General features: G+C 40.8%; 21 protein-coding genes. 16 read left to right on the forward strand and 5 right to left on the reverse strand.

Annotation, left to right across the window (positions count from 1 at the left end; translation table 11 throughout):
• Positions 1 to 7 precede the first annotated feature (7 nt).
• The 10 genes from panD to NYE23_RS03145 all read left to right on the forward strand — a co-directional run bounded on the left by panD (position 8) and on the right by NYE23_RS03145 (position 10,121).
• Complete coding sequence (gene panD, locus NYE23_RS03100) at positions 8 to 391, forward strand: aspartate 1-decarboxylase (protein ID WP_113884577.1); 384 nt, start codon at positions 8 to 10, stop codon at positions 389 to 391.
• A gap of 168 nt (positions 392 to 559) precedes the next feature.
• Complete coding sequence (gene dinG, locus NYE23_RS03105; RefSeq protein WP_341075366.1) at positions 560 to 3,361, forward strand: ATP-dependent DNA helicase DinG; 2,802 nt, start codon at positions 560 to 562, stop codon at positions 3,359 to 3,361.
• Positions 3,362 to 3,508: 147 nt separating this feature from the next.
• Positions 3,509 to 4,357 carry an ATP-dependent DNA helicase gene (locus tag NYE23_RS03110; RefSeq protein ID WP_341075367.1) on the forward strand — a complete coding sequence of 283 codons (849 nt, stop codon included), beginning with the start codon at positions 3,509 to 3,511 and terminating at the stop codon, positions 4,355 to 4,357.
• Positions 4,358 to 4,659: 302 nt separating this feature from the next.
• Positions 4,660 to 4,830: a YpmA family protein gene (locus NYE23_RS03115; RefSeq protein WP_009332715.1), complete on the forward strand. Its 171-nt coding sequence runs from the start codon at positions 4,660 to 4,662 to the stop codon at positions 4,828 to 4,830.
• 15 nt (positions 4,831 to 4,845) lie between these two features.
• On the forward strand, positions 4,846 to 5,319 hold the full coding sequence (locus tag NYE23_RS03120) for a cell wall elongation regulator TseB-like domain-containing protein (RefSeq protein WP_341075368.1): 474 nt from the start codon (positions 4,846 to 4,848) through the stop codon (positions 5,317 to 5,319).
• Positions 5,320 to 5,376: 57 nt separating this feature from the next.
• Positions 5,377 to 6,561, forward strand: coding sequence for a pyridoxal phosphate-dependent aminotransferase (locus NYE23_RS03125; protein ID WP_341080586.1), 1,185 nt, complete (start codon positions 5,377 to 5,379; stop codon positions 6,559 to 6,561).
• Positions 6,562 to 6,715: 154 nt separating this feature from the next.
• Entirely contained in the window at positions 6,716 to 8,008 is a 1,293-nt protein-coding gene (gene asnS, locus NYE23_RS03130) for an asparagine--tRNA ligase (RefSeq protein ID WP_341080587.1), read from the forward strand.
• A 177-nt stretch (positions 8,009 to 8,185) separates the two neighbouring features.
• Positions 8,186 to 8,896 (forward strand): DnaD domain-containing protein, encoded by a 711-nt coding sequence (locus NYE23_RS03135; RefSeq protein ID WP_341075371.1) that lies wholly within the window; start codon positions 8,186 to 8,188, stop codon positions 8,894 to 8,896.
• 50 nt (positions 8,897 to 8,946) lie between these two features.
• Positions 8,947 to 9,603, forward strand: coding sequence for an endonuclease III (gene nth, locus NYE23_RS03140; RefSeq protein WP_341075372.1), 657 nt, complete (start codon positions 8,947 to 8,949; stop codon positions 9,601 to 9,603).
• Entirely contained in the window at positions 9,600 to 10,121 is a 522-nt protein-coding gene (locus NYE23_RS03145; RefSeq protein ID WP_341075373.1) for a YpoC family protein, read from the forward strand. Before nth ends, NYE23_RS03145 begins: the two co-directional genes overlap by 4 nt.
• 37 nt (positions 10,122 to 10,158) lie before the next feature.
• Here NYE23_RS03145 and NYE23_RS03150 read toward each other — a convergent pair whose 3' ends face one another.
• Together NYE23_RS03150 and recU are read right to left on the reverse strand one after the other, a co-directional pair.
• Complete coding sequence (locus NYE23_RS03150) at positions 10,159 to 12,873, reverse strand: PBP1A family penicillin-binding protein (RefSeq protein WP_341075374.1); 2,715 nt, start codon at positions 12,871 to 12,873, stop codon at positions 10,159 to 10,161.
• Positions 12,874 to 12,914: 41 nt separating this feature from the next.
• Positions 12,915 to 13,526 carry a Holliday junction resolvase RecU gene (gene recU / locus NYE23_RS03155; RefSeq protein ID WP_341075376.1) on the reverse strand — a complete coding sequence of 204 codons (612 nt, stop codon included), beginning with the start codon at positions 13,524 to 13,526 and terminating at the stop codon, positions 12,915 to 12,917.
• A 178-nt stretch (positions 13,527 to 13,704) separates the two neighbouring features.
• Here recU and NYE23_RS03160 point away from each other — a divergent pair, with 178 nt between their 5' ends.
• From NYE23_RS03160 to NYE23_RS03170, 3 genes are all read left to right on the forward strand, one after another.
• Complete coding sequence (locus NYE23_RS03160; RefSeq protein WP_341075378.1) at positions 13,705 to 14,697, forward strand: DUF2515 domain-containing protein; 993 nt, start codon at positions 13,705 to 13,707, stop codon at positions 14,695 to 14,697.
• 403 nt (positions 14,698 to 15,100) lie between these two features.
• Positions 15,101 to 15,364, forward strand: a complete 264-nt coding sequence (locus NYE23_RS03165; protein WP_341075380.1) for a hypothetical protein — start codon at positions 15,101 to 15,103, stop codon at positions 15,362 to 15,364.
• A gap of 71 nt (positions 15,365 to 15,435) precedes the next feature.
• Entirely contained in the window at positions 15,436 to 15,813 is a 378-nt protein-coding gene (locus tag NYE23_RS03170) for a YppE family protein (protein ID WP_341075381.1), read from the forward strand.
• Positions 15,814 to 15,839: 26 nt separating this feature from the next.
• Here the strand turns inward: NYE23_RS03170 and NYE23_RS03175 are convergent, their stop codons facing one another.
• Positions 15,840 to 16,055 (reverse strand): YppF family protein, encoded by a 216-nt coding sequence (locus NYE23_RS03175; protein ID WP_061792775.1) that lies wholly within the window; start codon positions 16,053 to 16,055, stop codon positions 15,840 to 15,842.
• Between the two features lie 317 nt (positions 16,056 to 16,372).
• Between NYE23_RS03175 and NYE23_RS03180 the strand changes: the two genes are divergently transcribed.
• From NYE23_RS03180 to NYE23_RS03190, 3 genes are all read left to right on the forward strand, one after another.
• The gene (locus NYE23_RS03180; RefSeq protein ID WP_341075383.1) at positions 16,373 to 16,942 is read left to right on the forward strand and encodes a YppG family protein; all 570 of its coding nucleotides are present in this window, start codon (positions 16,373 to 16,375) and stop codon (positions 16,940 to 16,942) included.
• Between the two features lie 211 nt (positions 16,943 to 17,153).
• The gene (locus NYE23_RS03185) at positions 17,154 to 18,017 is read left to right on the forward strand and encodes an ABC transporter permease subunit (protein ID WP_341075384.1); all 864 of its coding nucleotides are present in this window, start codon (positions 17,154 to 17,156) and stop codon (positions 18,015 to 18,017) included.
• Positions 18,010 to 20,418, forward strand: coding sequence for an ABC transporter permease subunit (locus tag NYE23_RS03190; RefSeq protein ID WP_341075386.1), 2,409 nt, complete (start codon positions 18,010 to 18,012; stop codon positions 20,416 to 20,418). Before NYE23_RS03185 ends, NYE23_RS03190 begins: the two co-directional genes overlap by 8 nt.
• An 89-nt stretch (positions 20,419 to 20,507) precedes the next feature.
• Here the strand turns inward: NYE23_RS03190 and NYE23_RS03195 are convergent, their stop codons facing one another.
• Positions 20,508 to 20,972: an Hsp20 family protein gene (locus tag NYE23_RS03195; protein WP_341075388.1), complete on the reverse strand. Its 465-nt coding sequence runs from the start codon at positions 20,970 to 20,972 to the stop codon at positions 20,508 to 20,510.
• Positions 20,973 to 21,081: 109 nt separating this feature from the next.
• Positions 21,082 to 21,774 carry a Crp/Fnr family transcriptional regulator gene (locus NYE23_RS03200; protein WP_341075389.1) on the reverse strand — a complete coding sequence of 231 codons (693 nt, stop codon included), beginning with the start codon at positions 21,772 to 21,774 and terminating at the stop codon, positions 21,082 to 21,084.
• Between the last annotated feature and the right edge of the window lie 296 nt (positions 21,775 to 22,070).

Raw genomic sequence — 22,070 nt, forward strand, 5'->3', positions numbered from 1 at the left:
AGGCAGCATGTTTCGCACCATGATGAATGGCAAGATCCATCGTGCAACAGTAACAGAAGCCAATCTAAATTATGTTGGCAGCATCACAATTGATACGGACATTATTGAAGCGGTAGGAATGGCACCCAATGAGAAGGTTCAAATCGTCAATAATAACAATGGTGCAAGATTTGAAACCTATATTATTCCAGGGGAAAGGGGCAGCGGAGTAATCTGCGTGAATGGGGCAGCTGCACGTCTTGTTCAGGAAGGCGATATTGTCATTATCATTTCATATGCTCTTGTTCCTGATGAAAAGGTGCCTTATCATGAACCGAAGGTAGCCATAATGGATAGCAGCAATCGGATCGCTGACATGATACATGCAGAACCGGAAAGTACAGTGCTATAATGTATTTTAACTAGAGCGGAACTCTTATGGAGCTTCGGCTCTTTTTTATAATCGGCAGTGAATAAGGGACCTGAGCAGGTGGAAGAAAATAAAGAGGGAAAAGTATTTGCCTTTTTCTTTTTCCGTTTTTATGATACCTTTTGAATGACTGAATATGAGGTGTTAGCCATGGGTAATAAATATGTTGTAGTGGATTTGGAAACAACCGGGAACGCCCCGAAAAAAGGCGATAAAATAATACAATTCGCTGCTGTGGTAATCGAAAACGGAAAAATTACTGAGCAATACTCCTCCCTTATAAACCCGGAGCAATCTATTCCCCCTTTCATAGAAGAACTGACAGGTTTGTCAGATGAAATGGTCGAGGATGCTCCGCTTTTTTCGGAGATTGCCCCTAAAGTCCTGACTTTGCTTGAGGGTGCCTATTTTGTGGCACACAATGTTCTATTTGATTTGTCTTTTTTACAGGAAGAATTGATTGAGGCAGGATATAACGGATTTTACGGCCCTGTTCTCGATACAGTGGAGATGGCCCGAATTCTTTTTCCCACCGCAGATAGCTACAAATTATCGGATCTTTCACTCCGGGAAGGACTAAATCATGAACGCCCCCATCAGGCAGACAGCGATGCATATGTTACCGCTGAGCTCCTGTTAATATTATTAAACAAGGTTAAAAACCTTCCTAATACCACCATAGAACGGCTGCATAAGCTGTCTGGAGGCTTAAAGAGTGATCTTGATATATTATTGGACGAGCACATTTTAATTAATAATAGCAAGATTGAGCAACTGGCAGATGATATTGAAGTTCACAGAGGAGTTGCTTTAAAAAAAGGAACGGAACGACAGGAATCTGCAGGATCCGGACTACAGGACTTTCCTTTCCGTGAAGAGGAAAAACAGGCATTGTTCGTTAAAGCTTTCCCGTCCTATGAAAAAAGGCATGGCCAGTTTATCATGATGGATTCGGTTTATGAAGCCTTCAAAAATAAACAGCATTCATTAATAGAGGCAGGAACTGGTGTTGGGAAATCCCTGGCATACCTTGTTCCGGCGGCTTTACATGCAAAGGAGAGCGGCAGAACTGTCATTATCAGTACATATACAACACAGCTGCAGGAGCAGCTGCTTTCAAAGGATGTTCCTCTGCTGCAAAAAATGCTTTCATTCCCGCTTAGTACTGTATTGCTGAAGGGGAGAAGCCACTATATCAGCCTAGCGAAGTTCGTTCAAACACTGAGAGATGATGAAGATAATTATGATACAATCCTCAGCAAAATGCAGATTCTTGTATGGCTCCTGGAGACTGACACTGGTGATATTGATGAATTAAACCTGTCAAGCGGCGGGATGATTTACTGGGGCAGAATAAAGAATGATGAAACAGCTTTTTTGCAGGATAAGTCGTGGCTATCGAGAGATTTTTATCTGAGGGCAAGAAAGGAAGCACAAAAGGCAGATATCATTATTACGAATCATTCACTGCTATTAACGGATCTTACAGCAGGTAATGCTATTTTGCCGGAGTTCAGCCATGTGGTGATCGATGAGGGGCATCATTTTGTTAAGGCTTCCGGGAAACATTTCGGAAACAAGCTGGATTATTTATCAGTGCGGCTGATGCTTGGACAAATTGGAATGATGGAACAGAAACAGCTCTACTATAAGCTTGAGAAGCTGGTGGAAGAGAAAGCAGGGACACGGGATGATTTCATGCATTCTTTTGAAGTCAACCAATTAATAGCTGATATTCTTCATGAAATGGATGAATTGTTCAGAGTTATAGCGATGTATGCTAAGAAGTACAATAAAGCCAAAAAAAGCGTAAATCGAATTTCAGTGAGATTTAATAAAAGTGCTGCCAATAAGGAAACGAAGGCTGTATTAGCGGGTGCCGAACGTTTTGGATTTATGCTTAAGGATTTAATCCAGGCCATAGACAGTCGTGTATGCGCAGTTTCAGCAATTAAATCGGCCCTTTCTCTTGAGGAAAAGGCATTAATGGAGGAAGTGGCTTCTATTTTGGATGATTTGCGGGATATGAATGAAGATTTAAAGCATATCTTTCATTTGCCAGCCGCCGAATTTGTTGTATGGATAGAAATGGATACGCGCGCAGCACAAAATGCCACAACGGTTTATGCACAGCCTGTATCGGTTTCTGATTATCTCAAAGATCAATTCTTCAGCCAAAAGGAAAGTGCGGTCATTACATCTGCCACTTTATCTGTAAAAAATTCCTTTAGCTTTATCGTAAAAGAATTAGGGCTGGAGGAACAGCAATGCACTCTGAAGCAAATTCAATCTCCTTTTGATTATCAGAATCAGGTTAAGCTCGTGGTTTCTGATGATTTGCCAGAAGTTAATGCAGTACCGCTCGAGGAGTATGTGGCATCCATTACCGAGCATATTATTTCAATTGCGGAAGCAGCAAAGGGAAGAATGCTGATTCTTTTCACTTCACATGAAATGTTAAGGAAAACCCATGAGCTTATCAAGGAATCTGGGTTTCTGGAGGACTATGCTATCTTCGCTCAGGGTGTGACAAGCGGGAGCAGGTCAAGGCTAACGAGAAATTTCCAGCGTTTTGATAAAGCCATCCTCCTAGGGACAAGCAGCTTTTGGGAAGGTGTGGATATCCCGGGTGAGGATCTTTCCTGTCTTGTTATTGTAAGACTGCCTTTTTCACCGCCTGATGAACCGATGGCACAGGCTAAAAATGAGCAAATTGCCAATAAAGGAAAAAATCCGTTTTCCGAATACTCATTGCCCGAGGCAATTATCCGTTTTAAGCAGGGGGTAGGGAGATTAATCCGAACAAGTTCCGACAGGGGGGTCATCGTAATATTTGACCGGAGAATCATCACCGCAAGATATGGGAAAGCATTCCTGGATTCCATTCCGCCCATTCCTGTCGAGAAAAGCAATATTGATGAAATTGTTGATTTGATTAATAATTGGCTATAAACGTTTTATGTATTTTCACTTTCATTCCTTTATGATGAACAAAGGTCTGTAATGCAGGATAAATTTAGATGATTAACACATTATAAATTTGTTGGGTTTTAATAAACCCTCAGTCTGCTTTTGTTTCAATGTAGGAGGAATGGAAAGATGAACGTGCTGTTCGCCTTTATGCTGCTGTTTGCGAATTGGTATTACATACCGAAAGATTCACCGGCAGTTCCTGTTAAAGTGGAAAGTATTGACCTAAAACTAAAAAGTGATGAACTGGCTTTTACGTTTTTTTCTCTAACTGATGGCGAGTCTGCCTTAATACATCATGAAAATGACGAAAAAGTCCTAATTAACACCGGTGGGCAAGGAACAGAGGGAGAATTAAAGAAGCTACTGGAATTATATGGCGTTAATCAGATTTCAGCAGTTATCCTGACAAATGAGGAACTATATAATAAGGCAAGCCTTAAATGGCTGATCAAAAACTTCGGGGTAAGGGAAATTATAGCGAATAAATCTGCCCTTTCAGAGCTGAAGGCTGAAAAAGGAATAGGTGATCTGGATTTACATGCCTGGAATCAGAATACGAAGCAGCAGCTTTTTCCGGGATTTCATGCAGAAGTTCTATATGAAGGCAGTGACCTGGGGGAAGGAATGGATATTTCTTTTACATTCGAAAGACATCGGATGTTGTTTATGAACTCGACAAGTCCGGAAGCTAAAGAATCTCTCATGGGAAAAGAGTTATCGAATGTTAATATTGTTAAACTTCCTGCATTTGGAAGGGCTGGCTCTATATCAGAAGAGATGATCAAACATCTGGATCCCCAGATCGCTATTCTTTTTTATAGACCATCCATAAAACATGACTCGGATCTGTTCCGACTGTTAAATGATGCCTGGGTTGATGTATATTATACAAGAAAGCACGGAACCATCACCATTAAATTTACAGACGTTAACTATGAGCTATTTACGATTTTCCAGGGTGAGGAGTTCAAATAAACCGAAAATTAACCTTCACGAAAAATTCCCAGGGAAGATTTTGTGAAGGCAATTATTTTTGCGGCTAATTCATGTCACTCAGCTAACTTCTTTCCTCTTGAAAAGGCAGGAAACGAAAAAGCTGCGCTTATGGCGCAGCATGACGTGGTGGACCAGAAGAAAATTTGTTATTGTTTTAATACCAGTTAATCAGTTCTGCTGTTATACTGTTACTGAGATTTATTTCTTTGTAAAATTAGTTTAACCTTAATGGTTGGGTATATAAGTTACAAATATTGTAGAGGCTGAGGAGGAATTCCAGAATGGAAAGCAAAATTGAGGTTTTATCTACGGTGAAGATCCAGCAAAGCCCGGATCTGTATAAAATTGTTGATGCACTGAACAGAACGTTAAAAGAAAAAGACTTGATGTTCGGGTTGGCGCTTGATCAGGAAGACCAAAATAAAGCTATTTTTACGATTTATCGTACATAAAAGAGTGATGGAGACATGAAAAAAGTATTATGGGGTATCATTATTCTGCTTGTCATAAGCATTGGAGCAGGCTCTTTCATTTATTTTAACAGCATGAAGCCAGTGAGGGCAGCAGAATCAAAGGCAGTTGAGCTGGCGAAACAGGAAACGGATCTTGCTGAAGCTCGTGACTTCAATTTATATCATGGGAATGAAACCTTCTATGTGATCGAAGGTAAAGACCATGATGGTACAAGCATATATGTGTGGGTTCCGGAAAAAAAGGGGAAAATCGTCTCACTGAAGCAATCTGATGGAATTTCCAAAAATGAAGCCATTAACAGACTTAAACAGGAGAAAAAATCTGCTGAGATCATGTCTGTACGGCTGGGGATGGAGAAAAATATTCCATTATGGGAAGTTCATTACCGTTCCGGCAGTAATTTAATAAATTATTACTATATAGATTTTAAAACAGGGGAATGGCTGAAAAAAATTGAAAACCTGTAGCCTTAGGCAATCACCGCCACAGTGCAGGAGAAAATCGGGAGGAAACAAGCAATGGAGATTCAATTGGCACAAAGAGTAAAAGCATTAACACCATCAACAACTCTGGCAATCACTGCTAAAGCAAAAGAGCTAAAGGCCCAGGGACATGATGTTATCGGATTGGGAGCAGGCGAGCCGGATTTTAATACGCCTCAGCATATCATTGATGCTGCCGTGAAATCCATGAATGAGGGACATACAAAATATACACCATCGGCAGGTCTTCCAGCATTAAAGAAAGAAATCGCAAACAAGTTTAAAAAAGATCAGGGACTTGAATATGATGCTTCACAAATCATCGTAACCAATGGGGCAAAGCATGGCTTATATACACTGTTCCAGGTCTTGCTGAATGAAGGGGATGAAGTCATTATCCCGATTCCATATTGGGTCAGCTATCCAGAACAGGTTAAACTAGCCGGGGGTGTTCCTGTTTATGCAGAGGGAAGAGAAGAAAATGACTTTAAAATCACTCCGGAGCAGCTGGCCAAAAGCATAACTGACAAAACCAAGGCAGTTATTATCAACTCTCCAAGCAACCCGACTGGCATGCTTTATTCTGCAGAGGAATTAAAGGAGCTTGGAGAGGTATGTTTAAAGCATAATGTTCTGATCATTTCTGATGAAATTTATGAAAAACTGGTTTATGGCAGCCATCAGCATACTTCGATTGCTGAGCTTTCACCTGAGCTTAAGGAACAAACCATTATTATCAACGGGGTATCCAAATCTCATTCTATGACAGGCTGGAGAATTGGATATGCTGCAGGCAATAAGAGTATTATCAAAGCTATGACCAACCTTGCCAGCCACAGTACATCCAACCCGACAACAACAGCACAATATGGCTCAATTGCTGCATATGCCGGGCCGCAGGATACACTGAAAGAAATGAGAGAAGCATTCGAACATCGACTAAACGTTATATATAATAAATTAATCAGCATTCCAGGCTTTACCTGTGTAAAGCCACAAGGAGCATTTTATCTGTTTCCTAATGTAAAAAAGGCAGCAGAATTGACCGGATTTGCGAGTGTTGATGAATTTGTGGAGGCGCTTCTGGAGGAAGCGATGGTTGCAGTCATTCCTGGATCTGGTTTTGGCGCTCCGGACAATATCCGTTTATCCTATGCAACTTCTCTTGAGTTATTAGAAAAGGCAGTGGAACGGATGCACGGATTTGTTGAAAAGAACTTAAAATAATAGTGAAACGGGAGAGCCGGATCGTATCCGGCTTCCTTCTATGTTTTCAGCCTAATTAGAGCGTTTTATTGCTTGTCAATGTGCTTGAAGGTATAATATATAGCGATACATAAGAAGTGATTGCTTAGATTTTTTTGGAGGGAAACTTAAATTGATAAAAACGACAATTTCTCAAGTTCATAAATATGTTGACCAGGAAGTTACCATCGGTGCTTGGATTGCCAACAAGCGTTCAAGCGGGAAGATTGCGTTTTTGCAGCTGCGCGATGGTACAGGATTTATTCAAGGTGTTGTAGTAAAAGCGGAAGTGCCGGAGGAAATCTTTCAAGGTGCTAAAACAGTCACACAGGAATCTTCCGTATATGTAACGGGCAGAATCCAAAAGGACGAGCGTTCTCCTTTTGGATTTGAAATGCTGGTTACAGGCCTTGAAGTTCTTCATCAGGCTGTCGATTATCCTATTACGCCAAAAGAGCATGGAACTGAATTCCTCATGGATAATCGCCACTTGTGGCTGCGGTCCCGCCGTCAGCATGCAGTGATGAAAATCAGAAATGAAATTATCCGGGCAACTTATGAGTTTTTCAATGAGCAAGGGTTTTCCAAGGTTGACCCGCCAATTCTGACGGGCAGCGCACCGGAAGGCACGTCCGAGCTTTTTGCGACCAAGTATTTTGATGAAGATGCTTATTTATCCCAAAGCGGCCAGCTTTATATGGAAGCAGCTGCGATGGCTCTTGGAAGAGTATTTTCATTCGGGCCGACTTTCCGTGCTGAAAAATCAAAAACCCGCCGTCATTTAATCGAATTTTGGATGATTGAACCTGAAATGGCTTTCTGTGAATTTGATGAAAACTTAAAGGTTCAGGAAGAATATGTTGCTCATATTGTTCAGTCCGTACTTAAGAATTGTTCAATTGAACTTAAAACACTTGGCCGTGATACAGAGAAGCTTGAGAGAATTACGGCTCCATTCCCGCGCATAACGTATGATGAAGCAATTAAGTTTCTTCAGGAAAAAGGCTTCGATGATATTCAGTGGGGAGACGACTTTGGAGCACCGCATGAGACAGCTATTGCAGAAAGCTATGATAAGCCAGTCTTTATCACGCACTATCCAACTTCACTGAAGCCTTTCTATATGCAGCCGGATCCTTCAAGAGAAGATGTTGTACTATGTGCCGACTTGATTGCACCTGAAGGATATGGAGAAATCATCGGCGGCTCTGAGCGGATACATGATTATGACCTGCTTAAGCAGCGAATTGATGAGCATAATTTAGATTTGGATGCTTACAAGTGGTATCTGGAGCTTCGCCAATACGGTTCAGTGCCTCATTCCGGATTTGGTCTTGGACTTGAAAGAACAGTTGCCTGGATTAGCGGCGTCGAGCATGTACGTGAAACAATTCCGTTCCCTCGATTATTAAACCGTCTATATCCATAATGAAAATGAATTAATAAATAATGCAAAAATCCGCCTCCCGCGGATTTTTTGCTTCTTCCGGTTTCGTTAGAACATCCAGAAGAAGGCAGTCAAGCTGAATCTTCATGGAAAAGTTACCGTTTTTTCAACTCACTTTAGTCACTATGTTCATGATATACTGAGAAGGAGGTGTCCCGAATGTCTAAAAATAGTTTATTAAAGTGGATACAGGAAGGTAATATTTCCATACCTGGAGTCCTGCTGTCACAATATAAAGAAATGAATTTGAATGAGCATGAACTCGTCCTGATACTTCATGTAATTTCCTATATTGAACATGGGAATAAATTTCCCACCCCTGTAGAATTATCTTCCCGCATGACCATTTCTGTGGCTGAATGCACGGAAATGCTAAGAAAACTAATCCAAAAAGGCTTTATTGATATTAAAGACAGCTACTCTGCCGATGGTATCAGATATGAAAGTTACCATCTTGATCCGCTCTGGGAGAAGCTCATTGATCAGTTTCTGTTAAGCGGTAAAAAAGAGGAAGCTGCTAAGATGCAGCAGGAGGAAACAGATCTTTATACCTGCTTTGAAAGGGAGTTTGGCAGGCCGCTTTCACCTTTTGAATGTGAGACACTTGCTCTTTGGATGGATGATGATCACCATGATCCCCATATTATAAAAGCTGCCTTAAGAGAATCTGTCCTGTCCGGTAAACTGAATTTCAGATATATAGACAGGATTCTTTTTGAATGGAAAAAGAACGGCATAAAAACGATTGAACAGGCTAAAAGCTATGGGAAAAAATTCAGGCAGAATCAAACACAGCAAAGGACGAAGAGGGAGGATACTCCGTCGCAGACAACGAAATCTGTTCCCTTTTATAATTGGCTTGAACAGTAAGCAGGCACTGCTGCCCGAAAAATATTGAAGATAATAAGTTGGTGATTTCTTTGTTAAATAAAACACAAATTAGACACTGCCTTGATGCAATGGGAGAAATGTTCCCGGAAGCACATTGCGAATTGAATCATTCCAACCCCTTTGAACTGGTCATAGCAGTGGCACTGTCTGCACAATGTACGGATGCACTGGTTAACAAAGTGACAAGAAACCTGTTCCAAAAGTATAAAACCCCCCAGGATTACCTAGATGTTTCCATAGAGGAATTGCAGGAGGATATCCGCTCCATTGGTCTTTATCGAAACAAAGCCAAGAATATCCAAAAGCTATGCAGATTGCTTCTCGATGAATATGGAGGGGTAGTGCCCCGTGACAGAGACGAGCTTACAAAGCTTCCCGGAGTAGGCCGCAAAACTGCTAATGTCGTTGTTTCAGTGGCTTTTGGGGTACCTGCCATTGCAGTTGATACTCATGTTGAACGAGTCAGCAAAAGGCTTGGTTTCTGCCGCTGGAAGGACTCTGTACTGGAAGTTGAAAAGGCATTGATGAAGAAAGTGCCCATGGATGAATGGTCCATTACCCATCATCGTATGATCTTTTTTGGAAGATATCATTGTAAGGCGCAGAATCCTCAATGTGAGATATGTCCGCTGCTCGATTTATGCCGGGAAGGCAAAAAACGAATGAAGGTGAAGCAGGCAAAATGACCGGAGAAATCGTCATTCCTGTTAAAGAACAATTATGCCATTCCCTGTTTTATAAAAGGGGTGATTCATTGGCTGTAAAAGAAGAATCTCTTTTCGCTTACCAGCCGCTGCCGCCCTTTTTATATGAAGCGGCTTTTTATGCGGTGATCCCTGCAGTAAGGCCTTGGGAAAATAATGAGAAATATATCCCCGTTTTGATTGATGAGTGGGCAGGACAGAAGCGTATTCTGGGTATGCACTTCTCAAACCGGGACCGGAAAGCCGCTTTAGGTCCGATGAAAGCATCTTTGGGAGTATTTTTACAGCTGCTCTATTGGACAAACAGCAAGCCGGTAAACCTTCAGGCAGATCCCGGAGAATTGACAATAAAGCCAGTAAACCTAAAAGAGCGGCTGGATTTCATTGCTGCACGTCCGGCATTTTATCACTCTTACATACAGCTGTCTGAACTAATCGCTGAAATGGAGAAGCAATATAAGAAGATGCTGGCATTGGGTAAAATGAAGAAAAAGCGCTGATTCAAAACTGAATCAGCGCTTTTTTCATTAGCTTTATTTAATTACGGCCGCCACTGGATTCAGATCCGTTGCCGGAAGCTCCTCCGGTGCCACCGCCAGTCCCAGTTCCAGTCCCTGCTCCGGTACCTGTATCGCCATCTCCAGTACCTGTACCGCCATCTCCAGTACCTGTACCGCCATCGCCAGTACCTGTACCGCCATCGCCTTCACCATCACCGTTTCCGGCTCCGTCACCATCTCCAGAGCCTTCTCCGGAACCTTCACCATTACCATTTCCAGAACCGTCACCATTTTGGTTTCCGTCCTGGCCGCCTTCACCATTTTGATTGTCCTGACCTTCCTGTTCTTCTTCTTCCGTTCCATCCTGCCCTTCACCTTCCGTTCCATCTTCTTCGATGAGGCTTGGGTCAGGGATTTCTACTTTTACAGACGCAGGATCACTTTGCTGGTCACCGTTAAATGCTGTTACTTTAAAGGTATACACAGCACCTGGCTGAGGGTTGGCAATTTTTAAGCCTTTTTCTGAAGTAACGCTAAGCTGCTGATCTCCGCCTTCATTTACGGATACAGTCACTTCAAATTGAGTGCCTTCTGCATCTTCCGGGTAATCCCATGATAATGTGATCTCATTTGCATCCTGGTCAAAGTTCGCTGACAGGCCAGAAGGGGGGTCCAGTTTATCAAACTTCTCGGACACTTGTGTCGGAGCATTGCCTTTTACAGCGTACTCATAAATGATTTGCTCCTTAGGTGTGTACTGGCTTGCCAGTTTGGCAGGATTGCTGCCTTTTTCAATGGCTACCTTCTCTACAGAGTTAGGGGCCTTGAAGTCTTCTGTTTCTTTTCCTTCTGATACATGTGCCATTAAGCTGCTGAAAAGCTTTTGAGCAATTTTTTGCTCATCGCCGGCCGGGATATAATTTTTTCTATCCTGATAGCCGGTCCAGACAGCTGCGGTATAGTTAGTTGTATAGCCTGCAAACCAGGCATCAGGCACGGCACCTCTAGGTATTCCAAATTCCTGTTCCTGTTCATCCGTGTAGTTTGTAGTCCCTGTTTTTCCTGCTACAGGCAATCCTGGAACATCAGCCAGACGGCCGGTTCCGTAAGAAGATTTAACTGCACTTTTCAGCATGTCACTGATCATAAATGCTGTATAATCCTTCATAACTACTTCAGATTCAGGTTTCAAATCAAGCTTCGTGCCGTCACGCATTTCAATTTGCTTGATGGCATGTGGCTCAGTGTAGAAGCCATTGTTTCCAAATGCACTGTATGCACCAGCTACCTGAAGAGAAGAAACTTCATAAGCGCCGATAGAATAGGACTCATACATCTCTTTCATTGGAATGCCTAATTTATTGGTGAATTCCAATGCTTTATCAGTTCCGACTTCCTGAAGTGTTTTCAGAGCCGGAATGTTGCGTGAGCGGGCAAGGGCCTCACGCATTGACATAGGACCCATGTGCTTTCCATCCCAGTTATTGATTTTTGTACCTCCGGAATATGTGTGAGGTTCATCAACAATTGTCTGGTAAGTCCCCCATTTTAGATATTCAATTGCTGGTCCATAATCGACAATTGGTTTAAAGGTTGAACCGGCATGTCGTTTTTGATCCACGGCAAAGTTAAAGCCGCGTTTCACTTCCTGATTGCGTCCTCCGCCGATTGCTCTGATTTCACCCGTCTTTGTATCAAGAAGGGTGATTCCCGCCTGAAACTCTTCATCAGGATACGCTACAGCTGCATCAGTGTTTAAAATGTTTTCTACGTGTTTCTGTGCATTTGGATCGAGGGTCGTATAAATTTTCAGCCCGTCAGAATATGGATTTAGATCCGGGTATTTTTTTTCGACTTCGTCCAAGACAACATCGATGAAAGAATCATATTTTGATTCGTTTGTTTCTCTTTTTTCTTCAGCCACAAGTGTAGATTCCACAGGAACCTTTTGGGCTGCTTTCATTTCTTCTTTTGTAATAAAACCATGCTGATTCATTAGAGAAAGGACAATATTTCTCCTTTTCTCTGCATTGTCAGGATGATCAAAAGGATTATAATTGTTCGGGCTTTGCGGCATACCGGCTAGCAGGGCAGCTTCATGCAGTTCCAGCTCACTAAGTTCCTTATCGAAGAAAATTTTCGATGCCGTTAAAACGCCATGGCCTTCAGACATATAAATCTTGTTCACATACATCTCAAAGATTTCCTGTTTTGTATACTTGCGTTCCAGCTGGAACGCAAGCCAGGCTTCCTGGGCTTTCCTGCTAAGCGTTTTTTCATTATTCAAGAAGGAGTTCTTTACCACCTGCTGGGTAATCGTACTTGCCCCTTCAGAACCAAATCCGCGCGTAACATTAGCGATAACAGCACCGCCTAAACGGATTAAGTCCATTCCATTATGTTTATAAAAGCGGACATCCTCAGTTGCCAAAAAGGCGTCTTCCACAAGTTTGGGAATGTCTTCATATGCGACATAATCCCGGTTTTCCGAGCCTACATCTGTAATGAATTCGCCCTCCATATCGTAAATCTGTGAAGAAATGGGATCCTTCAGCAATTTTTCATCAAGCTTTGGTGCGTCTTTCACCATAAAAGCAAAAGCGCCTGCTCCTAAGAGCATTCCAGCAATCCCCAGGGCAATTAAAATAAGGAAAATACGTTTAAAAGTGCCTGTGCCTTTTTTCTTGCCCTTCTTTTTAGGCTTGGATTGCTGTTTGCGGCGCTCCTCCCTCGATTGATATTTTTCTGTCATATCTATGTTCATCCTTTCTGACAATGGAACTGTAAAATTAATTATTTAAGGGTATAAAGATAATCTATTATCTTAATATAGTCAATTCTGGGCTGAAATCCAAGCGGAATGTAATGGCCATTCATTTCAATTTCCCCCTTGGTGATTGATTTTCTCCCCCCATCCTTCATTCTCTCCCAATATGAGAGTAGATGATGTGCCTCTAACAGGAAAACTTCTTCGGTAGCCGAGAAGCGGAGGAGGACAAAACAAATCCCTTGCTGGGCTAAAACTTTCTCCATGTGCTTTACCTGGTGCTCATGAAAGTTCTTTAAAGGGAAGGAGGTCGTGTTCTGGGTTTCTTTTGCTTCAAAATCAATATACCTGCCTTTATACACACCATTATAATCAGTTGTTGATGCTTGTTTGAAATAAGCTTCTTTAATAACGGCTGCACTTCTCTTTGGATAATCGACCTGTACGATTTGAACAGGCGTGGGCTTTTTATGAATAGTGGCTATTCCATGTTCCAAATAGAATTCATTGGTTTCATTTATGTCTTCCTCCAGTGTCATTCCGCGATTGCTGTAGGTCCATTTCTTCTCTGGGGTAAGTTTTTTCACGCTATTAGCAGGCGGGGTATATCTCCTGCCATTAGGATAGTGGAAATTCATGCATTCACCTCGTTTTCAGCTACTCCCTATGATAACAAAAGTAAGCATGATTTGGTTGAATAAAAAGTTCTAAATAACAAAGTATATAGGAAACTCCAGTTATGCAGTATTTTCCGATATTACCCGGCTGCTGCCTGCCGGCCAAATATAGAACATTCATTTTCTGAGGTGAATTGCAATGTTTCTTTCTGGGAAATTCCTGAACAGACATGAGAAAAAGGAACAGGCAATAAAGGATCATGTTATGAAAATGACAGCCAAATATAACCTGGACAATATCTCGAGAACGGAAGCTTATTTTCATTTTTATAAAAAGCATCCTGAAATACGCTGGGCGTTCCTGGCCTCCATGGTATCCCGAAATGCCGGCTGGAATATGTGCGATCTTGAAGGAAACTGTTTTCCTAAATTGATAGGAAAGAAATTCAGGGATATGCTTTATATTACATACGAAAGGGCCAATTGGCTGATTTTTCAGGATGCATTTCCACAGCTGCTCCTCTATCATTATTCGACGAAACTAAATAGGCCAATGTTTCATTTATTAAAAACTTTTCATGTTTCTGCGTTTATGAAACAGGAGTGGCTTTATTTCTGGAAAAATAGAAATAAAAAGAGGTTAATGATTTCACTGGTTATCAACGAACAAAATGTTATTCAAGGGCCGGTAATGGAGCATTCTATTTATAAAAATAAAGTGTTTCATACAATGCTTTTTTCCCTTCAGGACTATCTGCATTTTAGTTCTGTCATCTTTCCTACTTGCAAAGGGGAATTATACGGAGCGAGTGTTAATGGTTTCCGCTCGGTGTCCAAAAGAATTGATCTTGGAAAAAGGCTGGCAGAAATATTATTTGACACAAGTTATTATGACGACGTGTATGAATTTGCTTCATGCACCATTCATACTGGTTCAAGGCATGATTATGAGAAATACTTTAAGGGAAGAAAACGGAGAACCACCCCTTTCTTACGCTGTACATACCCGTTAATCACCCATCACATACATCAATTTACTGATTGGTCTGTCAAAAAACGGGTAAAGAGTAAATGGGCATCAGAATCGGTTGTCCTAAAACATCCCGTCCAAATTACAAAATGGTATTTGCATAAGCAGGAACAGCTTCACAAGGCTGCCAAACTGGGAAAAATATTTCGCTCAATTGGTTAACAGAATAAAACTGCAAATAAAAAAGCAAGGGATCCCTTGCTTTTTTCAAGTTTTTAAGTTGAAGGGCGGTCAGGACCTTCAAGCTTCTTATTGCCATAGCCTGCTTTTGTTTCTTCAAGCTTTTTTGGCTGTACTTTATTTTGTTTTTCTTTTTTTGCCATAACACAACACCTCCGTTCATTAGTTTGTTCAATGATGTTATTTTCATTCTTCGGAGGCTGTCGAAACCTTGCCGCTTCTATGCAAATAAGTACTTTCTTTGGCGAATCACTTCTAGTTTTGTCATGCATGGAGGAAACCTTCAGGGAAGATAGAATTTATGTAGGCACAAAGAAATTTTCACTGTATCCTTCATTGTATTTATTGCAGATGGCAAGGAAAAAGAAATCGGGAGGTTTTTTGAATGCAGGGAAAAATGGTAGAAAAAGAAGAATTGCTGGCCATGCTTTCAGAAATATACGATCAGCTTGAAGAGCTTGAAAATGTACTGGAGTCTAATTTGTCGGGACTTCGGCAGGATTGGTATTATGAGCAGTCAGAAAAAATAGAGGCCTGTGAAAGCAGGCTGGAAGTGATTGAAGAAGATATGACGGCAATCAGCTCTGAGGCAGGCAGTATAGAGAGCGCAAAAAGATCAGCACGAATGAAGCTTGAACTCGGCTTCTAAGTGGAATAGAATAGCAGTATCCTTCAGTAGCTAAAATTGACTAGCTACTTTTATTTTTGGAGATGAAGCCCATGATACAAGAAAATTCCCTGCTGCAAATGACAGAACTGCTGCTTGAATATGTGGAAATCTCAGACAGCAGGTATAAAAAGGTTAAGGAATCAGGTGAAAAGGGTGATTTTTATAATGAAGTCAAACCTTTTGCTGATGAGGTTAAATCCATAAATGACAAATGGAAAGAAGAAGCCCGGGAGTGGGTTAGCATTCATAAACCGCGAAATCTTTATTCACAGCAGATTGAATCTGCTTCTGAACATATTGAAATGGTTTCCATACAGGCATTTTTTCCTGAAACAAGCAGAACCAGATTCATTAATTATGTTAATTCGGCCTTGTATGTGTTAAAGCAGCTCATAATATTATTAAGTGATGAAAAAAAGGGAACCTGAAGCAGGCTCCCTTTTTCATTGAATTCCTATGCATTTACTGAATCCTGGAGGGTATTATCTTTGTAGCTTTCCGGAACGGCCGCTCCTTGAGCTTCAAGCTCACGAACGAGATTTCGATAATCTGTACTGGAAATTTCATTATGGATATAGGCCTTTTTAGCAAAATCCAATAATTCATTTACATTTTCAGGAGTATACTCCCGCAGCTGATGAAACTTCATTTGTAGTTCGTGAACATTCATGATATTTCCTCCTCTAAATAGATTCGCGGAGAGATTTCTTCCCCGCATCCCGGTAAATGAAAAAGCGGACAAGAAACAATTTGTTTTTTATATCCTAACATAAAAATTTATTTTTCATCGTTTTTAAAAAAATCAAACTTCCGACATCATTCTTCATGGTTAGACAAAAACGGAAAGTACTTCCTTTTTTGATCATATTTTACTTCTTTCACGTTCTGGGCAAATCATTCATATATTGTATTGGTGATAATAAGAAGGATATTGCCAGATATTATCGCTAATATACTTATCTTTTTGAATGGGGAGGATGTTTGCCCATGTTTGGCCGAGTAATGAATAGAACGAATCATATACAGCCTTACGGCCATTTAAATCAAAATGTTTACTTTGATCCATTTTATATGGGGACCAATGGCCAATATTATATGAGGCAGCAGCCATTGCAGAATTATAACCAGGCTGCCGGACAGTATAATCCTTATTATTCGCCTTTTAATATGGAATACCAGCAGCCGCAGCAAATGGCAGGAATGCAGCAAAGTTTTCCGCATCAGTCCTATCCGCAGCAAAATTTTGATCCCGGATATTACTCACATACAGGTTCAAAGAATGCAGGGATATTTCAAAACCCGTTAGAATCTGAGGATTATTATGGAAATCAGCCAAGCAAGCCAGCTGCTCCGCACATGCCATACATGAATCCATATCCAAAGCAATCCTTCATTCCTAAACAGCCGTCCGGAGTGCAAAGTATTATGAATTCCTTTAAAGCCCAGGATGGCTCGCTTGATCTTAATAAAATGGTGGACACTGCAGGACAGATGATGTCTGCAGTCACGCAGGTATCATCCATGGTTAAAGGGATTGGCGGAATATTTAAATCTTAAAGGATCATGGCCGCTTCGGCCTTTTTTTATGTTTTAAATAATCAGACTTGAAAAAATATTGAATATATTTGAAAATAGAATAGCCGGTCTATTTTTCAGACTCTTAACTCATAGGAAATATTATCTATGAGAATTTAATTGTATGATTGACAAAATTTAGATAAAGGTGAAAAAATAAAAAATGACATATACTCATAAAAGGGGGGTTATGATGATTCGTGCTGTGCAGCAAATTTTTATTATCTTTGTATTGATTTTATTACTGGCAGCTCTGCCAAAAATTATATCTGTTGATCCATTGAGCGGGAGTCTGCAATGGAGCTTCGAAAGTCTGCCGCATATTTATGGAGATTTTATTTCTGAAATAAGCAAGGGAAGCCTTGGTACCTATGAGCTTGGGATGCAGAAACGTCCTATAGCCGGGGATATTGCTGATAACTTTTTTACCAGTCTCCATATAGTGTTGATTGCTGTAAATGCTTCCTTAATTATAAGTCTAATTTTCGGGGTATTTATCAGCCGCTTCAGGCTTACTAAGCTATTTGGGGCAATCTTGAATATTCTTGCGGCCATACCTGACTTTATCATCATTGTGATGTCTATGATTCTTGCCGTTAAAATATATAAAATGACCGGTATCAGGGTGATTTCACTCAGGCCGGATGGAGGAGCCCTTAACACCTGGTTTCCGACAGTGCTTGCAGCGATTGCCCCGACGCTATATTTATTTAAGCTCGTGTCGGTCAAATATTATCAGACAAGCGGGGAGGACTATATTAAGACTGCAGTTGCTAAAGGAATGGGCTTAAATTACATAAATTTTCAGCATGTCTTCAAAAATTTAGAGCCATTTATCAAATCTGAACTTGTCAAAGTGATTTCCCTGGCTATTGGCAATCTCTTTATTATTGAACATATTATGAATGTTTCCGGCATAACAAAATTTATTTTTCAGAGCAGCGGGGTTCAGCCGATTGCAATCGGCTTGTTTGCCATGCTTTTGATTTCTTTGATTGTCTATATTTCTAATAGACTTATATTTTATCTGTTTAAACGGGGTTTTATCTATGAATAGGCTGCTAAAAATAAATTACACCTTAATTATCGGAATTGTTATGGTTACCGGCTTGCTTTTTCTTAGCATATTCGGGCCTATTCTTGCACCGCATTCATTAACTTCGATTTTAGAAACACAATATACAAACGGGAAGGTTCTGGCACCGCCACTTGAGCCTTTTGAATCATCCTCCTATCCGCTGGGCACCGATAAATGGGGCTATGATATTTTATCCATGATTTTATATGGATTAAGATACACTGTTTTTATTGCAGCTGCTGTGACTGTTATAAAAATGGCATTTGGAACAATCATCGGTTTGTATGCGGGCACCTTGAAAAGGACGCCAGGCTGGCTGATTGCTTTCGAAAATGCATGGAGCTATGTACCGCTCTTTCTGATCCTGTATTTTTTTCTTGCGCCAATAAGCTTCAACAGTACTCTTGAGCAAAATGTGTTAATTGTCTATTTTATTGTCATTGCGTCAGTCATCAGCATTCCAAGCATTGTGTCTTCTGTAAGGCTTAAAACTGCTCAGTTATATAAGTCTGTTTATATTGAAGCTGCAAAAGCCCTGGGGGCCGGAAAACACCGTCTGATCTGGAAGCATATTTTTCCTCAGTTAAAGGAAACGTTCCTAGTAATGTTTATACTTGAAATTGTGTACGTAATCGCCCTTATGGGCCAGCTGGCGCTTTTAAATATCTTTGTCGGCGGAACTATTATGAGATATGACCCCATCATCTACCTGTCAGCAACAAAGGAACTGGCGGGATTGGTTGGTCAGGCAAGATTAAATATTTATGGCAACACCCATATATTAATTGCGCCATTAGCGGTCCTTTTACTTACAACTGTATCTTTCAGTCTGCTGGCTAATGGACTGAAGAACCGCACTCAATCAAACTATCAGCGTACTCCTTGGATTAAGACCGGGCATGAGCCATTAATACAGCCTTCCAGAAAACAATATGGCCGAAAAAAGAAATTCTGGTCATTCTCCGGCCCTAAAGCTGGCTTTGCTGCATTAGTCATTTCTTTTGCAGGTGCAGGTGTCTATGTTGTTACAGCAAAGGATTCAAATACAGGCGTCCAAAGCGGCAGCAAGGCGGATTATAAAATTGATCTGGAAATGAATAGCGAAGGCTATTTCGCTGCTAATGCAAATATCCAGGTGAAAAACCAATCAGATAAAGACTGGAATGAGCTTGTCTTTTATTTCATTCCGAATGTTTTTAAAGAGGGACATACATTTGATTCTGTTGAAGGATCGTCTGAAGCAGAGATCGAAAAGGTGACAGTGAATGGGCAAAAAGCTTCTTTTCAGCTGGATGGTGATACGCTGACAATAAACTTAAAACCTGAAATGAAAGATAAAAGCAGACATAAGGTGGAGATCCAATATGGATTTACAGTCCCTGAAAGAGGCAGCCGTTTTTCAAAAGCAGGTACAAATTATTATCTTGCTCAATGGTACCCAATGGCTGCAGTCTATCAAAAAGGAAAATGGAACAAAGAGCCTTATATGGAGGGGCTGGAAACATTTCATACAGGCTTCTCTGATTTCAAAGTTTCCTATAAGCTGCCTGAAGGGTATTCCCTGGCTTCCACAGCAGAAATAGATCCGGCAAAGGGAAAAAATGAGGGGAAAGTTAAAGCCAAAAAGGTCAGGGATTTCTTCATTGCAGTGATGAAGGATATGAAAGTGTATGAAACGGAAGCGCAAGACGGTGTGAAGGTCAGACTATTTTCAAAGGGGAATCATGACAAAAACCCGGAAGCATCGTTAACACTGGCCAAAAAAGCACTGTCTTTCTATCAGAATAATATTGGAGATTACCCGCATGAGCAGCTTGATATTATTTTGGATGAAGGGCAATTCATGGAGTATCCCGGTATAGTCACTATAAATCCGTATATTGATGATAAAAGGTTTTATGATATTTCTATTGTCCATGAAATTGCTCATCAGTATTTTTATGGAGCAGTAGCTAATGACCCATACAACAATGCGTGGATTGATGAAGGAATCACAGAATTTGCCACCTCTATGTACTTCTATGCAGGACAAAATCAAGCTGAACGGCAGGCATTTGGCATCTCCCATTATCGGATGGAGGCAATCGAGGAAGCTGGTTTAGGCAGGCAATATTCAAATGTGCCGGTTAATGAGGTAAAGCATACAGGATATATTTATGGCCAGCCTGCTCTGGAAATTTTACAAATGATTCAGGAAAAGTATACCTTGAAAGGGGCATCCCCCAAGGAAGTGGGGATGCAGTTCCTGTCCGATTATTATCAGAAATTCCGCTATAAAGAGGTCGATACGAAGGAGTTTATATCCTTCACAAAGGATTATTTCAGTGTTCCGACCGGTTATTTCAATAATTGGATTGATACATCTAAACTGAACAGTTAAGCCCAGCTTAGATAACCCCAAACAAAAAACAAGCAGGCATGATACTGCTTGTTTTTGTTTAACCAGACTCTATAAAAGTGCAGCCAGAATCAGTTCTCATCGATCAGGATTCTTTTTCCCTGCTGCTTAGGTACTGTGATTTGCAAAAGGCCATTTTGGTAAACCGCTTTTACTTTCTTTTCATTAACTGGCTGTGGAAGCGGAATGGTCCGGCTGGAACGCTGCATGCTTTGCTGTCTGCGGAAAATTTTGTTTTTTTCATCTTCTTCCGTTATAATCTCAGCGGATTTAACTGAAATGGTTATATAATTGTCCAGGATATCAATCTGTATTTGCTCTTTATTTATTCCCGGAAGTTCCGCACTAATGATGTGTTCCTTTTCAGTTTCAGCAACATCAACATGGAAGGAAGAAGAAACTGGGAAGGGGTTTTTAAAGAAATCATCCATTGTCTGCAGAAATCCTCTGCCAGGTTTTTCATGAAAAAGCTGATTCATTGATCTCATCAAATCCCCAAATGGTTCGTTTCGATCCTTTTTCTTTGGATCCTCCATATCCATCCATCCCCTCTCAAACAGGATTTTTCAACATATCGTATGCCGCCCATTGGGTGGATGTTCCTGTTGAGTGATCAGGTTAAAGAAAAAACCGCATAGTGCGGTCTTAGAATATTGTCTCCAATAGCTGATCAGGGTTTATGATTAAATGTCCATCCTGGTCTGTTTCGATTAACATTTCTTTTTTCATTTTGGTTAAAGTCCTGCTGACCGTTTCTCTTGTGGTGCCAATCATATTGGCAAGGTCTTTATTGGTAAAGTCCCCTTTTAAAACAAAGCTGCCGTTTTCAAGCCTTTTCCCATGCATTTTGGAAAGCCGGATAAGCAATTTAATGATTTGCTCATAAGTATTGTTTAAGATTTGTGATTCCAGCCGCTCCTGCAGATCGACAATCTTCTCGCCAAGGACTTTAAACACCTTAATGCATAACTCCGGATTTTCAATAAGCACCTTTTCAAATTGCGAAATAGGCACAACCACGAGCTGAGCGTTTTCCAGAACCTCGGAAAAAGCCGGGTACCCGCCTTTTCTGAAGAATCCCACATGAGGGAACATTTCGCCTTTTGCCAGGATGGCAACAATCTGTTCTTTGCCATTAATATCACTTCTATAAATCTTAACTCTGCCGTTGTTAATGAAATAAACATTATCCAGCGGATCGTCCTGCAGAAAAACATGACTTCCTTTTTTCCATTCCCGTGATATGGATATCTCAACTACTTTATCCAGTTCTTCGCTGTTCAGCTCTTTAAAAAGAGAGAACTGGGAAAGAACTGCCTTAATTTCTTCTGTTTTCATAATCCACCTCTTGCTTCTGTCCTATTAAGCCTATTGTAACAAAAAACATTAATAACGTTTATATTAAGAAAAGCTTATTTTAATATTAGGCTCTTTTCGTATAAATTGTTATTTTTTGCCTATTAATGTTGTCCGTTGATTTCCACACCAGGCTGCTCGCTTTCCGCGGGGCGGGCGGTGAGCCTCCTCGATGCCCCGCGTCTGCAGGGTCTCACCTGTCCCGCTACTCCCGCTGGCTCTTATATTTAGAACTTTCGGTCAATTTTTCGAGGAATCTGATTTTAGTAAAAATAAAG

Origin of the sequence: Cytobacillus sp. FSL H8-0458 (assembly GCF_038002165.1) — a bacterium.
Taxonomy (GTDB): Bacteria; Bacillota; Bacilli; order Bacillales; family Cytobacillaceae; genus Cytobacillus.

Excerpts from the sequence above, each read along its gene's own strand:
- NYE23_RS03190 (WP_341075386.1), top strand. The coding sequence starts at position 18,010 with ATGAATAGGCTGCTAAAAATAAATTACACCTTAATTATCGGAATTGTT.
- dinG (WP_341075366.1), top strand. The coding sequence starts at position 560 with ATGGGTAATAAATATGTTGTAGTGGATTTGGAAACAACCGGGAACGCC.
- NYE23_RS03115 (WP_009332715.1), top strand. The coding sequence starts at position 4,660 with ATGGAAAGCAAAATTGAGGTTTTATCTACGGTGAAGATCCAGCAAAGC.
- NYE23_RS03145 (WP_341075373.1), top strand. The coding sequence starts at position 9,600 with ATGACCGGAGAAATCGTCATTCCTGTTAAAGAACAATTATGCCATTCC.
- NYE23_RS03160 (WP_341075378.1), top strand. The coding sequence starts at position 13,705 with ATGTTTCTTTCTGGGAAATTCCTGAACAGACATGAGAAAAAGGAACAG.
- NYE23_RS03110 (WP_341075367.1), top strand. The coding sequence starts at position 3,509 with ATGAACGTGCTGTTCGCCTTTATGCTGCTGTTTGCGAATTGGTATTAC.
- NYE23_RS03180 (WP_341075383.1), top strand. The coding sequence starts at position 16,373 with ATGTTTGGCCGAGTAATGAATAGAACGAATCATATACAGCCTTACGGC.
- NYE23_RS03185 (WP_341075384.1), top strand. The coding sequence starts at position 17,154 with ATGATTCGTGCTGTGCAGCAAATTTTTATTATCTTTGTATTGATTTTA.
- NYE23_RS03120 (WP_341075368.1), top strand. The coding sequence starts at position 4,846 with ATGAAAAAAGTATTATGGGGTATCATTATTCTGCTTGTCATAAGCATT.
- NYE23_RS03195 (WP_341075388.1), bottom strand. The coding sequence starts at position 20,972 with ATGGAGGATCCAAAGAAAAAGGATCGAAACGAACCATTTGGGGATTTG.
- NYE23_RS03175 (WP_061792775.1), bottom strand. The coding sequence starts at position 16,055 with ATGAATGTTCACGAACTACAAATGAAGTTTCATCAGCTGCGGGAGTAT.
- NYE23_RS03165 (WP_341075380.1), top strand. The coding sequence starts at position 15,101 with ATGCAGGGAAAAATGGTAGAAAAAGAAGAATTGCTGGCCATGCTTTCA.
- NYE23_RS03135 (WP_341075371.1), top strand. The coding sequence starts at position 8,186 with ATGTCTAAAAATAGTTTATTAAAGTGGATACAGGAAGGTAATATTTCC.
- panD (WP_113884577.1), top strand. The coding sequence starts at position 8 with ATGTTTCGCACCATGATGAATGGCAAGATCCATCGTGCAACAGTAACA.
- NYE23_RS03150 (WP_341075374.1), bottom strand. The coding sequence starts at position 12,873 with ATGACAGAAAAATATCAATCGAGGGAGGAGCGCCGCAAACAGCAATCC.
- NYE23_RS03200 (WP_341075389.1), bottom strand. The coding sequence starts at position 21,774 with ATGAAAACAGAAGAAATTAAGGCAGTTCTTTCCCAGTTCTCTCTTTTT.
- NYE23_RS03170 (WP_341075381.1), top strand. The coding sequence starts at position 15,436 with ATGATACAAGAAAATTCCCTGCTGCAAATGACAGAACTGCTGCTTGAA.
- recU (WP_341075376.1), bottom strand. The coding sequence starts at position 13,526 with ATGAATTTCCACTATCCTAATGGCAGGAGATATACCCCGCCTGCTAAT.